A 14,792-nucleotide genomic window follows, 5' to 3' on the forward strand; every position below is an offset into this window, starting at 1 on the left:
CTAATTGAGTTGTTGCGTTTGTGCCGCTGTGCAGGGCAACCTGCACCGGTTGAAATGCTATTGGAGGAAGAAGCCGCGATGCGTGATTCGGCCAGTGGCCCGCGCGTTTTGCTGAAACGGCTCCGCGAGCTCATGCAAGAGCCGCTGGAGCCGCAGGAGCGGCTTGACCGAATCGTGCGCGATATCGCCTCCAACATGGTTGCCGAGGTCTGCTCGCTCTATGTGCTGCGCGCCGATTCGGTGCTCGAACTCTACGCCACCGAAGGCCTGAACCCGAACGCCGTCCACCTGGCGCAGCTCAGGCTGGGCCAAGGCCTGGTCGGCACGATCGCGGCCTCGGCGCGGCCGCTCAACCTCTCCAACGCGCAGGAGCATCCTGCCTTCGCCTACCTGCCGGAGACAGGGGAAGAAATCTATAATTCCTTCCTCGGCGTGCCGGTGCTGCGGGCAGGGCGGACACTCGGCGTCCTGGTCGTGCAGAACAAGACCATGCGCCATTATCGCGACGACGAGGTCGAGGCGCTGGAAACAACGGCGATGGTGATCGCCGAGATGATCGCCACCGGCGATCTGGAGCGGCTGACAAGGCCCGGCCTCGAGCTCGATCTGCGCCGCCCGGTAAGCTTTACCGGCCTGTCCTTCAACGAAGGCGTCGGTCTCGGCCATGTGGTGCTGCACGAGCCGCGCATCGTCGTCACCAATCTTTTCAACGAGGACAGCGAGGAAGAGGTCAGGCGGCTCGACGCGTCGCTCGGCTCGCTCAGGCTCTCCATCGACGACATGCTGGAGCGCCGCGACGTCGCCTTCGAGGGCGAGCATCGCCAGGTGCTCGAAGCCTATCGCATGTTCGCCAACGACCGCGGCTGGGTGCGCCGGCTCGAGGAGGCGATCCGCAACGGCCTGACGGCCGAAGCGGCGGTCGAAAAGGTGCAGAGCGACATGCGTGCCCGCATGCTGCACATGACCGATCCGTATCTGCGCGAACGGATGAGCGATTTCGACGATCTCGCCAATCGGCTGCTGCGGCAGCTGATGGGGCGCGGACCGGAGGACGTCGCGGCCTCGCTGCCCAAGGACGCCATCATCGTCGCCCGCTCGATGGGTGCTGCGGAGCTGCTCGATTATCCCAGGGACAAGCTGCGCGGGCTGGTGCTGGAGGACGGCGCCGCGACCAGCCATGTCGTCATCGTGGCGCGGGCCATGGGCATACCGGTCGCCGGCCAGATGAAGGGCGCCGTTTCCATGGCGGAAAACGGCGATGCCATCATCGTCGACGGCGAGGAAGGCGCGATCCATCTGCGCCCGCAGCCCGACCTCGAGGCGGCCTATGCCGAGAAAGTGCGTTTCCGGGCGCGCCGGCAGGAGGTCTACCGCGAGCTGCGCAAGAAGCCGTCGGTGACCAAGGACGGTGTCCAGGTCGACCTTCTGATGAATGCCGGGCTGGCGGTCGACCTGCCGCAACTGGCCGAAGCGGGCGCGGCCGGCATCGGCCTGTTCCGCACCGAGCTGCAATTCATGGTCGCCTCGACCTTTCCGCGCGCGGAAGCCCAGGAGCGCTTGTACCGTGACGTGCTCGAGGCGGCGCGCGACAAGCCGGTGACGTTCCGCACCATCGATATTGGCGGCGACAAGGTGCTGCCCTATTTCAAGGGCTCGATCCAGGAGGAAAATCCGGCTCTCGGCTGGCGGGCCATCCGCCTGACGCTCGACCGGCCAGGATTGCTGCGCACCCAGATCCGCGCGCTGCTCAAGGCGTGCGGCGGACGCGAACTGAAACTGATGCTGCCAATGGTGACGGAACTCGGCGAGATCGCGCAGGCGCGCGAGATCATCGACCGCGAGGTCCGGCATCTGTCGCGCTTTGCCCATCATTTGCCGACCAGCCTCAAGGTGGGGGCGATGCTGGAGGTGCCGTCGCTGCTGTTCCAGCTCGACGAACTGATGAAGGCGGTCGATTTCGTCTCGGTCGGCTCGAACGACCTGTTCCAGTTCGTCATGGCGGTGGACCGCGGCAACACCCAATTGTCCGACCGCTTCGACCCGCTGTCGACGCCGTTCCTGCGTGTTTTGAAGCAAATTGCCGATGCCGGGGCTCGCAACCAGACGCCGGTGACCTTGTGCGGCGAACTTGCCGGCAAGCCGATCTCGGCGATGGCGCTGATCGGCCTTGGCTACCGCTCGATCTCGATGTCGCCGGCATCGATCGGCCCGGTCAAGGCGATGCTGACGGAACTGCCGCTCAGCGAGTTGGAAGCGTTCTTCGACGACAATCTGATGGCGCCGGCGCATGGCCTGCCGATGCGGGCGCTGCTGCAAGCCTTTGCCGACGACCGCTCTATACCGCTATAGACTTCGCCATGATCAACCTGCCCCGCGACCGTATGGATCAAGTCGTCAAGCGTTTCGACATGCTCGAAGCGCAGATGTCGGCCGGGCCAGCGCCGGACGCCTATGTCAGGATGGCCTCCGAATATGCCGACATCCAGGAGATGGTGGCAAAGATCAGGGCGCTGCGCGCCGCCGAGCACGAACAGGGCGATCTGGAGGCGATGCTCGCCGACAAGGGCACCGACGCCGAGATGCGGGCCTTGGCTGAGGCCGACCTGCCAGGGGTCAAGCATCACATCGAGGCGCTGCAGAAGGACATCCAAATCCTGCTGTTGCCCAAGGATGCCGCCGACGACAAGAACGCCATCCTCGAGATCCGCGCCGGCACCGGCGGCGACGAGGCGGCGCTTTTCGCCGGCGACCTGTTTCGCATGTACGAGCGCTATGCCGCGGCGCATGGCTGGCGTTTCGAGACGGTGTCGGCCAGCGAGGGTGAGGTCGGCGGCTACAAGGAAATCATCGCCACCGTTTCGGGCAAGGGCGTCTTTGCCCATCTGAAGTTCGAATCCGGCGTGCACCGGGTGCAGCGCGTGCCGACGACCGAGGCGGGCGGACGCATTCATACCTCGGCGGCGACGGTCGCGGTGCTGCCGGAAGCCGAAGAGGTCGACATCGACATCAGGGCCGAAGACATCCGTATCGACACGATGCGCGCCTCGGGTTCCGGCGGCCAGCACGTCAACACCACCGATTCGGCCGTGCGCATCACCCATCTGCCGACCGGCATCATGGTGGTGCAGGCGGAAAAGTCGCAGCACCAGAACCGGGCGAAGGCCATGCAGATCCTACGCGCCAGGCTCTACGACCTCGAGCGCAGCAAGGCGGACGAGGAACGTTCCGAATCGCGCAAGTCGCAGGTCGGCTCGGGCGACCGCTCGGAACGCATCCGCACCTATAATTTTCCGCAGGGTCGCGTCACCGATCATCGTATCAACCTGACGCTCTATAAGCTCGACCGGGTGATGATGGGCGAACTCGACGAGATCATCGACGCGCTGATCGCCGATCACCAGTCGAAGCTGCTCGCCGATATCGGCATCGATGGCTGACAGCCTGCCCGCCACGCTGGCGCCGCTGCTGCGGGAGGCGCGAAACCGGCTCACCGCAGCCGGGATCGCGGATCCGGCGCTCGATGCCAGGCTGATCGTCGAGCATTTTTCCGGCACCAGTCGCACGCAGGCCATCGCCGATCCCGGGCGCGCTGTCGATACGGACGTGACGGCGGTAATCGAAGCCGCCTTGCGGCGGCGCATCGCCGGCGAGCCGGTACACCGAATCCTTGGCTACCGCGAATTCTACGGCTTGCGCCTTTCGCTTTCGCCGCAAACGCTGGAGCCGCGGCCGGATACCGAAACGCTGGTCGAGGCTATACTGCCCTTCGTCAAGGCAATGGCGGCACGCGAGGGCTGCTGCCGCATCCTCGATCTAGGGACCGGTACCGGTGCCATCGCGCTGGCGCTGCTCAGCGCCGTTCCGGCCGCGACCGCCACCGGCGTTGACATTTCGCAGGAGGCGCTGGCCACAGCCATGCGTAATGCCGGGGAATTGGGGCTCGCCGGCCGGTTCACGCCGCTCAAATCCGACTGGTTTGAAAAAGTTTCTGGCCGGTACCATGTAATTGTCGCAAACCCTCCCTATATACCCTCAGACGACATTGGAAATCTGCAGGACGAGGTCCGCGGTTTCGATCCACGCCAGGCCCTCGATGGCGGTGTGGACGGTCTGAGCCCCTACAGGAAGATCGCCGCGGGAGCGGCAGCGTATTTGGAAGTCCAAGGCAGGATTGCGGTCGAGATCGGCCATACGCAGCACCAACAGGTTACGGAGATATTCTCCGCGGCCGGGTACCGTTCGGTCGGGGTGTTTCGTGATCTCGGCGGAAACGACAGAGTTCTTGTGTTCGAACGGTGAAAGCCGTGATGCAGTGCGAAAAAAGCGCTTGGCAATACCGGGGAATGCGGCTAGGGTCGCCTTAACCGGATGAGACGAAGCAGGCAGTGCTCTTAGCGATTCGGTTTTCCTTGGAAATAGCTGCCTTCTTGCGCAAACGACGCCCAAGCTTCGTGCGGGAATCGTCCGGCAAGTGAAGTAACCGGAACAGGATGGCACGTGGCGCCAACGCAATTGATGCGGGCGAACGCCGGTGAAGGAACGAAACGGCTGGCCGCATGAGCGCCTCCGTTCGTGAAGAGTTTTTCGAAAATTTCAAAGTGAAGAGAGTCTAATGAGGCCACAACAGCAAAACAGGCGCATGCGCGGTCGCAACAACAATGGCGGCGGCGGCAACAACAATAACAACAACAACCGTAAGGGGCCTAATCCCCTGACGCGCAACTACGAGAGCAACGGCCCGGACGTGAAGATCCGCGGATCGGCTCAGCAGATTGCCGAGAAGTACGCAACCCTTGCCCGTGACGCGCAAAGCTCCGGCGACCGGGTGATGGCGGAAAACTATCTCCAGCATGCAGAGCACTATAACCGCATCATCGCAGCCGCTCAGGCGCAGATGCCGATCCAGAACGCGCAGCAGAATCGCGATGATTTCGACGATGACGGCGACGAGGATCGCGACGAGTTCGACAATGCCGGCAACAACAATGCCAACGAGACGTCGGGTTCGGCGGCCAATCACGGTGCCGGCCCGCAGCCGGTCATCGATGGCACGCCGGCCGAGCTGGCTCTGAACCAGGAAAACAGCCGCGACAATCGGGGCGGCCGCGACAACCGTGACGGCCGCGACAACAATGGCGGACGCCACCGCGACCGTCGCCCCAATGGCGGTTACGGCCAGAACGGCCAGCGCGGCGAGTATGGCGCGCGCGGCGAGCAGGGTGGCCAGCGCGCCGAACAGCCACGGCGCGACGAGACGCCGGCGCAGGCGGAGCCCGTGCCGGCCGCTGGGCCGGTCTTTGTGAGCGAGCCCGCACCGCAATTCGACAACCTTTCGCCGGCGGGTCTCGCCGCCCAGGCCGAGCTCAACGAAGCCGCGGCCGAAAACAGCCCGGCCCGCCGCCCCAGGCGTCCGCGTCGCCCGCGCCTCGATGTCGAACAGGCAAATGGCGGCAACGACAACGCCGGCCCTGACAGTGCCGAGACTGGCAGTGCCGAGACAAGCAGTGCCGAGACAAGCAATGCCGAGACTGGCAATACCGACGCTGGCAATGTCGATGCAGCGCCGGCTGAAGGCCCCGGCGGTCAAGCTGTGATCGCAGACGTCGAGAATTGATCGGAAAAACGTTCAGTCGATCTTAGCGCATCCTTTACCCCAGGCGGCGGAGAGAAATCTCCGCCGTTTTTGCTTTGCGCGCTCGGAATATTATGCATTCGCCAGTGTCGAGGCGTCTTGAGGGTCCGTGGTTTGCGTCCCATATCTTGCGTGAACAGGATCCGGCTCGAACGGGCGGGTCCGTCACCGCAATCTGATCCGGTGCCGCGAAGCGGGCCGGTGACGGAAGGAGACAGGCATGAATCTTGAAAAATATTCCGAGCGCGTGCGCGGCTTTATCCAGTCCGCACAAACCATGGCGCTTTCCCGCAATCACCAGCAATTCACCCCCGAGCATATCCTCAAGGTCCTTGTCGATGACGACGAGGGCCTGGCTGCGTCGCTGATCGAGCGCGCCGGCGGCAATGTCCGTGACGTCAAGCTCGGCGTCGAAACGGCACTGGAGGCAATGCCCAAGGTCGAGGGCGGCAATGGCCAGCTCTATCTGGCGCAGCCGCTGGCAAAGGTGTTTTCGACCGCCGAGGAACTGGCCAAGAAGGCCAGTGACAGCTTCGTTACCGTCGAACGGCTATTGCAGGCGCTGGCCATGGAAAAATCGGCCAAGACCGCCGACATCCTGTCCAAGGCGGGTGTCACGCCGCAGGCGCTGAACCAGGTCATCAACGACGTACGCAAAGGTCGCACTGCCGATTCGGCGAGCGCCGAGCAGGGCTACGACGCGCTGAAGAAATACGCGCGCGACCTGACGGCGGACGCCCGCGCGGGCAAGCTCGATCCGGTCATCGGCCGCGACGACGAAATCCGCCGCACCATCCAGGTGCTGTCGCGCCGCACCAAGAACAACCCAGTGCTGATCGGCGAACCCGGCGTCGGCAAGACGGCGATCGCCGAAGGGCTGGCGCTGCGCATCGTCAATGGCGATGTGCCGGAATCGCTCAAGGACAAGCAGCTGATGGCCCTCGACATGGGGTCGCTGATCGCCGGCGCCAAATACCGCGGCGAGTTCGAGGAGCGGCTGAAGGCGGTGCTTTCCGAAGTCACGTCTGCCGCCGGCGGCATCATTCTGTTCATCGACGAGATGCACACGCTTGTCGGTGCCGGCAAGGCGGATGGCGCCATGGACGCGTCGAATCTGCTGAAGCCGGCGCTCGCCCGCGGCGAACTGCATTGTGTCGGCGCAACCACGCTCGACGAATACCGCAAGCATGTCGAGAAGGATGCGGCCCTTGCCCGCCGCTTCCAGCCGGTCTTCGTCAATGAGCCGACGGTCGAAGACACTGTCTCGATCCTGCGCGGCCTGAAAGAGAAATACGAGCAGCACCACAAGGTGCGCATCTCGGATTCGGCACTGGTCGCGGCCGCAACCCTGTCCAACCGCTACATCGCTGACCGCTTCCTGCCGGACAAGGCGATCGACCTGGTCGACGAGGCCGCGTCGCGGCTCCGCATGCAGGTCGATTCGAAGCCCGAGGCGCTGGACGAGATCGACCGCCGCATCATGCAGCTCAAGATCGAGCGCGAGGCGCTGAAGGTCGAGAAGGACGATGCCTCGAAGGACCGGCTCGCGCGGCTCGAGAAGGAACTCTCGAACCTCGAGGAGGAATCGACCGAGCTGACCTCGAAATGGCAGGCCGAGAAGCAGAAGCTCGGGCTTGCCGCCGACCTCAAGAAACAGCTCGACGAGGCGCGCAACGAACTTGCCATCGCCCAGCGCCAGGGTGAATTCCAGCGCGCCGGCGAACTTGCTTACGGCAAGATCCCGGAACTCGAAAAGCAGCTGAAGCAGGCCGAAGCCAGGGATGGCAAGGCCGGCATGGTCGAAGAAGTGGTTGGCCCCGATCACGTCGCCCATATCGTCTCGCGCTGGACGGGCATCCCGGTCGACAAGATGCTGGAAGGCGAGCGCGACAAGCTGTTGCGCATGGAAGACGAGATCGGCAGGCGCGTCGTCGGCCAGGGCGAGGCGGTGCAGGCAGTGTCGAAAGCCGTGCGCCGTGCGCGCGCCGGCCTGCAGGACCCGAACCGGCCGCTCGGCTCGTTCATGTTCCTCGGACCGACGGGCGTCGGCAAGACCGAATTGACCAAGGCGCTGGCCAGCTTCCTGTTCGACGACGAGAGCGCCATGGTGCGTATCGACATGTCGGAGTTCATGGAGAAGCACTCGGTCGCCCGGCTGATCGGCGCGCCTCCCGGCTATGTCGGCTATGAGGAAGGCGGCGCGCTGACCGAAGCGGTGCGGCGCCGGCCCTATCAGGTCGTGCTGTTCGACGAGATCGAGAAGGCGCATCCTGATGTCTTCAACGTGCTGCTGCAGGTGCTCGACGACGGCCGGCTGACCGATGGGCAGGGCCGCACGGTCGACTTCCGCAACACGCTGATCATCATGACGTCCAATCTCGGCGGCGAATATCTGGTCAATCTCGGCGAGGACCAGGATGTCGACGTCGTGCGCGACGAGGTGATGAATGTCGTCAGGGCTTCGTTCCGGCCGGAATTCCTCAACCGCATCGACGAGGTGATCCTGTTCCACCGGCTGCGCCGCCAGGATATGGGCCAGATCGTCCAAATCCAGCTCAAGCGGCTGGAAAACCTGCTTGTTGACCGCAAGATATCGCTTTCGCTCGATCAGGAGGCGATCGACTGGCTGGCGGCCAAGGGTTACGACCCGGCCTATGGCGCGCGGCCGCTGAAGCGGGTGATGCAGAAGGAATTGCAGGACCCCCTGGCGGAAAAGATCCTGCTCGGCGAGATCCTCGACGGCTCAACCGTCAAGGTCACCGCTGGCTCCGACCGCTTGAACTTCCGCTCGAAGCCCGCGGTCGTGGCAACCGAGGCGGCCGCCTGAGCTCAAGCCAAGGACCTGTTCCATCCCGATCGAATCGGGATGGAATTCCTATCTTCAATCTCGACCATGATCCTTTCCGAAAAACCGGCATACCCTTTTGTTACGCCGGCCTTCGGTTCATGGTCCAACATCACTGGCGGGGCGCAGATGACGCTGGACGACTATAACAGCTTCTGCGCCTCGCTGCCTTCGGCGACCCATGTCGTGCAGTGGGGCGGCGCCCATGTCTGGAAGGTCGGCGGCAAGGTCTTCGCGATCGGCGGCTGGAGTGAGGGCAAGGAGCCGTTCGTTACCTTCAAATGCTCCGACATCGCCTATGACGTGCTGAGGGAGCAGCCGGGCCTTCGGCCCGCGCCCTATCTTGCCTCACGCGGCATGAAATGGATCCAGCGCCAGACCGGCGAAAGCATGGATGATGGCGCGCTGAAGGATTACCTGCGCGAAAGCCACCGTCTTGTCGTGCTGAAGCTGACGAAGCAGGCGCGCAAGGAATTGGGACTCGCTGCCGGTTAATCGGTCAGAAATCCGCCATCTTCATGCCCGGTTCATATTGGAACCTTATCGTTGGCAACTGATTTGCTGGCGAAGGGGTTCGCCTACCACATCGGCCCGAAATCGAGTTTTGATTTTCGCAAAGCACGATGCGGAGATTTAAAGCGTTAGAGCGTCCTTTGCGCGTCGAAAAAGACGCGCGGCGCTTTGAAGAGACAATGCCGGCGGCGGCAATTACGGACCGGAGAATTTGGCCATCATGTTGCGCACCATCTTCACCCTTTCAGCGCTTGCTGCCGGGCTGCTGGCGTCGAATGCGATGGCCTCGCCAATAGTGGATACCGCGCCACGGGTGGTTCGTGCCGCCAATGGCGGCGGCATTCTTGTCGCCCAGAACGGCAATCTCGACATCTATTACGACGCCAGGGGAAACCGCGTCATCGTCGATGCGGAGACCGGCAAGGTTATCGCCATCCAGCCGCCGCAGACCAGGCTCGACCGCCGTGCCTTGCGCCGCGAGCGCTTGCGCAATCTCGGACCGGTCGAGGACGACCGCTATTATCTCGACGACCCGCAGGACATGGCGCGCTACCGCCGCAGGCAGTTGGAAGACGAGGGCAGGATCATCGTGCCGCCGGCCGACGACTACGATCTTAATGGCGACAATTCGGTGGAAGCCTTCCCCGAAGCGCCACGGGATGACGGCTACGGCAATGGTTATCCGGAGGCAAAGCCGCGCACCATCGAGCGCCAGCCGCTCAACGAGGCCTCGATCGAGCCGGTCGAGCCGACGGGGCCGAACGAGCAGGCGGCCTTACCGCCAGATACAGCCCCGCCGCCAAGCACTGGCGGCAAGACGGCGGTCGACCCGTCGCTTGCGCTCGGCGCCCGCGAGGACGTGGCGGCACTGCAGGTGCTGCTCGACCGTGCCGGTGCATCGCCCGGCGTCATCGACGGACGCTTCGGCTCGAATGTCGACAAGGCGCTCGCCGCCTATAATGAGATCACCGGCAGCAATCTGAAATCGACCGACGCAATCGGCATCCAGGCGGCCCTGGCGCAATCCGGCGGCGATGCCTTCGCCTCATATACGATCACGCCCGAGGATGCGGCCGGTCCCTATGTCGCCTCGATACCGGAGGACTACAGCCAAAAGGCCCAGCTCGATCGGATGGGCTACACGTCGGTACCCGAAGCGCTGGCCGAGCGCTTCCATATGGATGAAACCTATCTGAACAAGCTCAATCCGGACGCCAATTTCAATCGTCCGGGCACCATCATCAAGGTCGCCAATTTCGGCAGGCTGGTGGCGACGCCGGTGGCGCGCATCATCGCCGACAAGTCCAATAAGCAGGTCCGCGCCTATGATGCGGCGGGCAAGCTGGTCGCAGCCTATCCGGCGACTATCGGCTCGTCCGACACGCCGTCGCCGTCCGGCACGCATGCGGTGTCGCGTGTCGCATTGGACCCGAACTACACCTACAACCCGAACATCAATTTCAAGCAGGGCGAAAACGACAGGATCCTGACCATCCCGCCGGGGCCGAACGGCCCGGTCGGCTCGGTCTGGATTGCGCTGGACAAGCCGACCTACGGCATCCACGGCACGCCGGATCCGTCCAAGATCGGCAAGACCGAAAGCCATGGCTGCGTGCGGCTGACCAATTGGGACGCGCGCGAGCTTGCCAAGATCGTGACGCCCGGCGTTATCGTGGAGTTCGTCGATTAAAGCGCAACGCCCGCGCCCGGATCACCCGATGACCTTGCGCAGCAGTGGCGCGCGCGGCGCTGCGGCATAGATCAGCTGCACCACCAGGATGAAGCCGACGCTGAGCAACGGGCTGATCAGGCAAAGTGCAGCGCCGACGGCCCACAGGATCTGTGCCTTGACGATGCGCAGATAGACCGTTCGGGTGGTCTCCGCGTCGACACCTTCGGCCAGAAATCCGTTTTTGTCCGCGTAGCGCCAACTGGCGAGCAGCGTCAGTCCGAGCATCAAAAGATTGAACCAGTAGGCGAGCACCGCAGTCCTGAATTCGAGGAAGTCGGCGAGAAGGTCGGTCGAGAACGGCAGCAAGGCGATGAAGCCGAGGAAGCAGAGGTTCAGCGTGGCAAGCCGCCGGTCGGATTTTGCAATCAGCCCGTGTTGCGCCTGCTGGCCGAACCAGAAGATGGTCAGCGTCAGGAAGCTGAGCGCATAGGTCAGGAAGCGCGGCGCCAGTGCTGTGATCGCTGTGATCAACTCGCGTTCGGAATGCACCGTTTCATGCGCCGGCACCCTGATCTCGAGAACGATCAGGGTGAGCGCGATGGCGAACACGCCGTCGGTGATGCCGACGACGCGCCCGCGTCCTTCCGCCGAGGGTTCGAGCGGTCGTTTCATGCGGTATTTCCCCCTTGTCTGTAGCGCTGCGAGAAGCTTAGCACGGCACTTGCCGTTTGCACCCTGAGCGGCGTGATCCTGCCTGTGTGGCCAGTTTGGGCCTGGTTTCAACGAGAACAGCTTACTGGCCGGTTGTCGCCGGCGCGCCGGCGATCTAGGTAAGGCGGCATGCACACGCCAACCAAAGTCGGTACCGGCGCCGTTCCCCTGACCGGCTCACTTCCCGCCGATACGTTCTGTCCGCAGGCGCAGCGGCGGTTCGTGCTGATCGCCGCGATCCTGGCTTCTGCGCTCGGCTTCATCGACGGGTCGGTCCTGGCCATTGCGACGCCGGCGATCCGCGTCGACCTCGGCGCCAGCCTCGCCGAGGCACAATGGATTTCCAATGCCTACGCATTGACACTCTCAGCCCTCATTCTCGTCGGCGGCGCCGCCGGCGATCGCTTCGGCCTGCGCCACTCCTTCGTCGCCGGCATCGTCCTGTTCATTGCCGCCTCGCTTGCCTGCGCGCTGGCGCCTAACCCGGCGGTGCTTATTGCGTTTCGGGCTATCCAGGGTGTCGGAGCGGCCATCATGGTGCCGGGCAGCCTGGCCATTATCGCCAAAGCCTATCCGAAAAAGGAACGCGGCCGGGCGATCGGCATCTGGGCCGCAGCATCAGCACTGACGACGGCGCTCGGCCCGGTGCTGGGCGGCTTCGTGCTGTCGGCGTTCGGCGACGGCATCTGGCGGGCGATCTTCGCCATCAATCTGCCGCTCGGCCTTATCTCGGTCTATCTTCTGCTGGCCAAGGTCCCTGCCGACGCGCCGGCGGAAAAGCGCAGCCTCGATCTCGGCGGCGCTGCACTCGCCATAATGGCGTTCGGAGCTCTCGCTTACGGTCTGACCTCGATGAGCGGCGACGGGGAGGGGCTGATGTCCGGCCCGAGTATTGCCGCCGGTGCGGTTTTGCTCGTCGTGTTCATCGTCTTCGAGCGCCGGCGGCGCGAGCCGATGATCGATCTGTCGTTGTTTCGGATCGGCGCGTTCGCGGGCGCCAATGTGGCGACCTTCTTCCTTTATTTCGCGCTGTCGGCCAATCTGTTCTATCTGCCGATGCTCATGATCGCCGGATGGGGGCTGAGCGCGGCCGAGGTCGGTTTCATCTTCCTGCCGCTGTCGGCATTGATCGCAGTGTTGTCCGGACCAGTCGGCCAGTGGTCCGACCGCATCGGGCCTCGCTTTCCGATCGCCAGCGGCAGTCTGGTTGTGGCTCTTGCCTTTGCCGGACTTGCCTTGCTGGCCTATCGGGGCATCCACAATTTCTGGCTGGGGGTATTCCCGCTGATGGCTCTGATGGGGCTCGGCATGGCACTGGTGGTATCGCCGCTGTCGACCCCCCGCATTAAGGGGGTCGAGGACAAGGATACGGGTGCGGCCTCGGGCATCAACAACGCCGTCTCGCGCATCGGCGGCCTGATTGCCGTGGCGGCGATGGGATCGCTGGCGGCCTGGGTCTATGCTGGCGTGCTCGGCACCGCTGCCGGCTCCGGCATTCCGGGTTTCGGCGAACCGCCGCCAGCCGGCCTGGCGCCCGGCCTCGATGCGGCACGACTTGCCGCCAGCGACGCGGCATTCGCCGCCGTTGCCGCGGTGACCGCGCTGCTTTGCCTGTTTTCGGCAATCACCGCGTGGACGACGGTTTCCGGCGAGCGGCTGCCATGGGCGCGCGACACGGCGAATCAGCACGGCTGACGACGAAAAACGTCGGCTCAGCCTTCGATCTTGGCGCTCGCGACCTTCAACTGATTGCCGTCTTCCTGCTTGAGCAGGTCGTCGATGCGTTCGCGCTCGCGCTTGAAGGCGACGAGGTCGTCGCCCTTCAGCGTCTTGCCGACCGGTAGGCGGACGCGCATCGAATCGACCTTTGTGCCGTTGACGATCAGTTCGTAATGAAGATGCGGACCGGTGGAGAGGCCGGTTGAGCCGAGATAGCCGATAACCTGACCCTGGCGAACGCGAACTCCCGGCTCGATGTCTTTTGCAAAGGCGCTCTGGTGATTGTAGGACGTCTCGTAGCCATTGGCGTGACGCAAGATGATTTGCTTGCCATAGCCGCCGGCCCAGCCGGCTTTTTCGACGACGCCATTGCCTGCGGCAATGATCGGCGATCCCACGGGAGCTGCCCAGTCGGTGCCGGTGTGCATTTTCACATACCCCAAAATGGGGTGGCGCCTGGCACCGAACCCTGACGTAAATCGGCCATTGGGCAACGGATTGCGCAGCAGAAACTGCTCGGCGCTGCTACCATTTTCGTCGAAGTAGTCGGTGCTGCCGTCCTGCGTCTGGAAACGGTAGAAATTTCGCGTCGTGCCGCCGAAAGTCGCGGAGACGTAAAGCAGCTCGGATTCGTCAGACGCCTGGTCGTCGCCATCGGGCTGCGAGAACAGCACCTCGATGCGGTCCGTGGGATTGAGGCGCGACTGAAAGTCGACACCGGACGCCAGCAACTTGATCAGCCGTTGCGTCATCGCCTTGGACATGCCGTAGGAATAGGCGGTGCGGTAGATGCCGTCATAGATGTTCGGCAGATTGCCGCGCACTATGGGCGCAGGCGAATCGTCGAACGCCGTCAGCAATTCGGGATTTGGCTCCGGCTCCTGCGCCGGCACGTACTGGTCGTGGTCGTCGAGCGCGATGGTGACGATGTGCTGGGTCCTGTCGTACACGCTGGTGCGAACGATCTTGGCGGCGTCGCCATGGACCTCGAGCCCAACGCGCAGCACGGTTCCTGCCTTGAGGGCCGTCGCATTCAGCAATTTGGCGATCGCCTCGGCCATTCCGGTGGCATCCTCGCCGGTATAGCCCGAATCAGCGAAGGCCTCGGCAATGTCGAGATCCTTGGTGAAGGGGATGATTTCCTCGGCGAAAGCCGGCGCATGGTCGTCGATGGCGGCACGCGGCGACACCGAGACGTTTTCCGGGACGATCTTGACGTCATAGGAGCCAGCCATGCTTTCGGCGAAGCCGTCACCGAATCGCTGTGGGTCGACATAATGCAGCGAAGCGACCTGGACAGCGCCGTCGCTCAGATCGGTGCCGGCCTCGCGCACGACCTTTTCCACCTCGTCGGCAGAAAGGTCGCTCTTTTCGTCGAAGGCCGCCGTCTCGATCGGGAAATCGACGGTCTTCAAGCTCATCTCGCTTTCGACCTTGGCGCCATAGATCTGGCTGGCGGCGGCGCCTGCCGGCTGGGCAGCATTATCGTCGCCATTGCCAAACACCTGCATCGGGTCGAAAGGCGGATAGGCCCGGCTGGTCGTGTGACCGGCGGCAAGCGCCATCTTGATCTGCACGAAAGGCATGGTGTGGATGACATCGCGGTCGCCGACCTTGGTCACCATCGACACTTCCATGCGCCGGCGATCCTTGGCCTTGGCGATCTGGCGCAGCGCCACCAGCCTGGTCGTCTTGGCGAT

At 63.7% G+C, this 14,792-nt stretch carries 10 protein-coding genes (1 of these 10 cut by a window edge); 8 read left to right on the plus strand and 2 right to left on the minus strand.

Annotation, left to right across the window (positions count from 1 at the left end):
• The first annotated feature begins 78 nt into the window (after positions 1 to 78).
• From ptsP to NKH60_RS14695, 7 genes are all read left to right on the plus strand, one after another.
• Entirely contained in the window at positions 79 to 2,349 is a 2,271-nt protein-coding gene (ptsP, locus tag NKH60_RS14665) for a phosphoenolpyruvate--protein phosphotransferase (RefSeq protein ID WP_352453081.1), read from the plus strand.
• 8 nt (positions 2,350 to 2,357) lie between these two features.
• On the plus strand, positions 2,358 to 3,437 hold the full coding sequence (gene prfA / locus NKH60_RS14670) for a peptide chain release factor 1 (RefSeq protein WP_352491802.1): 1,080 nt from the start codon (positions 2,358 to 2,360) through the stop codon (positions 3,435 to 3,437).
• Positions 3,430 to 4,299 (plus strand): peptide chain release factor N(5)-glutamine methyltransferase, encoded by an 870-nt coding sequence (gene prmC, locus NKH60_RS14675; RefSeq protein WP_352491801.1) that lies wholly within the window; start codon positions 3,430 to 3,432, stop codon positions 4,297 to 4,299. Before prfA ends, prmC begins: the two co-directional genes overlap by 8 nt.
• Before the next feature lie 340 nt (positions 4,300 to 4,639).
• Complete coding sequence (locus NKH60_RS14680; RefSeq protein WP_352831722.1) at positions 4,640 to 5,614, plus strand: DUF4167 domain-containing protein; 975 nt, start codon at positions 4,640 to 4,642, stop codon at positions 5,612 to 5,614.
• A gap of 238 nt (positions 5,615 to 5,852) precedes the next feature.
• The gene (gene clpB, locus NKH60_RS14685) at positions 5,853 to 8,459 is read left to right on the plus strand and encodes an ATP-dependent chaperone ClpB (protein WP_352831724.1); all 2,607 of its coding nucleotides are present in this window, start codon (positions 5,853 to 5,855) and stop codon (positions 8,457 to 8,459) included.
• 147 nt (positions 8,460 to 8,606) lie between these two features.
• The gene (locus tag NKH60_RS14690) at positions 8,607 to 8,972 is read left to right on the plus strand and encodes an MmcQ/YjbR family DNA-binding protein (protein WP_352456638.1); all 366 of its coding nucleotides are present in this window, start codon (positions 8,607 to 8,609) and stop codon (positions 8,970 to 8,972) included.
• Positions 8,973 to 9,210: 238 nt separating this feature from the next.
• On the plus strand, positions 9,211 to 10,680 hold the full coding sequence (locus NKH60_RS14695) for a L,D-transpeptidase family protein (RefSeq protein ID WP_352816560.1): 1,470 nt from the start codon (positions 9,211 to 9,213) through the stop codon (positions 10,678 to 10,680).
• 21 nt (positions 10,681 to 10,701) lie between these two features.
• On the opposite strand, the gene NKH60_RS14700 is transcribed toward NKH60_RS14695, so the two are convergent.
• Positions 10,702 to 11,334 carry a TMEM175 family protein gene (locus NKH60_RS14700; protein WP_352471308.1) on the minus strand — a complete coding sequence of 211 codons (633 nt, stop codon included), beginning with the start codon at positions 11,332 to 11,334 and terminating at the stop codon, positions 10,702 to 10,704.
• 168 nt (positions 11,335 to 11,502) lie between these two features.
• Between NKH60_RS14700 and NKH60_RS14705 the strand changes: the two genes are divergently transcribed.
• Positions 11,503 to 13,068, plus strand: coding sequence for an MFS transporter (locus tag NKH60_RS14705; protein WP_352872562.1), 1,566 nt, complete (start codon positions 11,503 to 11,505; stop codon positions 13,066 to 13,068).
• A gap of 17 nt (positions 13,069 to 13,085) precedes the next feature.
• Here NKH60_RS14705 and NKH60_RS14710 read toward each other — a convergent pair whose 3' ends face one another.
• Positions 13,086 to 14,792 carry the 3' portion of a M23 family metallopeptidase gene (locus tag NKH60_RS14710; protein ID WP_352831730.1) on the minus strand. The gene runs 252 nt beyond the window's last position, so 1,707 of the gene's 1,959 nt are visible here — the last part of the coding sequence; its start codon lies beyond the right edge, outside the window — the gene reads right to left on this strand; it ends in the stop codon at positions 13,086 to 13,088.

The organism is Mesorhizobium sp. M1006 (assembly GCF_040318825.1).
GTDB lineage: Bacteria > Pseudomonadota > Alphaproteobacteria > Rhizobiales > Rhizobiaceae > Mesorhizobium.

What these genes read in the sequence shown, in the direction of transcription:
- prmC (WP_352491801.1), top strand. Translation starts at nt 3,430, where the DNA reads ATGGCTGACAGCCTGCCCGCCACGCTGGCGCCGCTGCTGCGGGAGGCG.
- NKH60_RS14690 (WP_352456638.1), top strand. Translation starts at nt 8,607, where the DNA reads ATGACGCTGGACGACTATAACAGCTTCTGCGCCTCGCTGCCTTCGGCG.
- NKH60_RS14680 (WP_352831722.1), top strand. Translation starts at nt 4,640, where the DNA reads ATGCGCGGTCGCAACAACAATGGCGGCGGCGGCAACAACAATAACAAC.
- NKH60_RS14700 (WP_352471308.1), bottom strand. Translation starts at nt 11,334, where the DNA reads ATGAAACGACCGCTCGAACCCTCGGCGGAAGGACGCGGGCGCGTCGTC.
- NKH60_RS14695 (WP_352816560.1), top strand. Translation starts at nt 9,211, where the DNA reads ATGTTGCGCACCATCTTCACCCTTTCAGCGCTTGCTGCCGGGCTGCTG.
- prfA (WP_352491802.1), top strand. Translation starts at nt 2,358, where the DNA reads ATGATCAACCTGCCCCGCGACCGTATGGATCAAGTCGTCAAGCGTTTC.
- NKH60_RS14705 (WP_352872562.1), top strand. Translation starts at nt 11,503, where the DNA reads ATGCACACGCCAACCAAAGTCGGTACCGGCGCCGTTCCCCTGACCGGC.
- ptsP (WP_352453081.1), top strand. Translation starts at nt 79, where the DNA reads ATGCGTGATTCGGCCAGTGGCCCGCGCGTTTTGCTGAAACGGCTCCGC.
- clpB (WP_352831724.1), top strand. Translation starts at nt 5,853, where the DNA reads ATGAATCTTGAAAAATATTCCGAGCGCGTGCGCGGCTTTATCCAGTCC.